General features: G+C 35.7%; 1 protein-coding gene. It reads right to left on the bottom strand.

Annotation, left to right across the window (positions count from 1 at the left end):
* Nucleotides 1-58 precede the first annotated feature (58 nt).
* Nucleotides 59-277 (bottom strand): hypothetical protein (locus tag SB756_RS29720; RefSeq protein ID WP_410913155.1); only part of this gene is annotated, 219 nt, incomplete at its 5' end.

Below are 277 nucleotides of genomic sequence, written 5' to 3'. Positions count from 1 at the left end.
CTGCTCATTTAGATGCTATAACTCAAAATAATTTAGACTTACTGTCTAAACTATAACACTACCATTCAAACATATATGCCATTTTACTAATGGTTTTAAGCGGCACGTTATGCGAATTGCGTTTAGCGTATAAGTGCTGCATAGATTTATCTTTTACTTCACCCACTATCACTTCTTTAACTTGGTAACCTAAGGCAACAGCTGCTTGAGTGTATGCAACAAACTCCCATTTTTTTATATTGGTGTTGTCTACAATCACGAGCGGAATATCTTGTGC

Origin of the sequence: Pseudomonas sp. SIMBA_068, from assembly GCF_046534705.1 — a bacterium.
Taxonomy (GTDB): Bacteria; Pseudomonadota; Gammaproteobacteria; order Pseudomonadales; family Pseudomonadaceae; genus Aquipseudomonas; species Aquipseudomonas putida.
The sequence above is the reverse complement of the archived record's forward strand: the minus strand, read 5'-3'. Positions and strand labels throughout refer to the sequence as shown.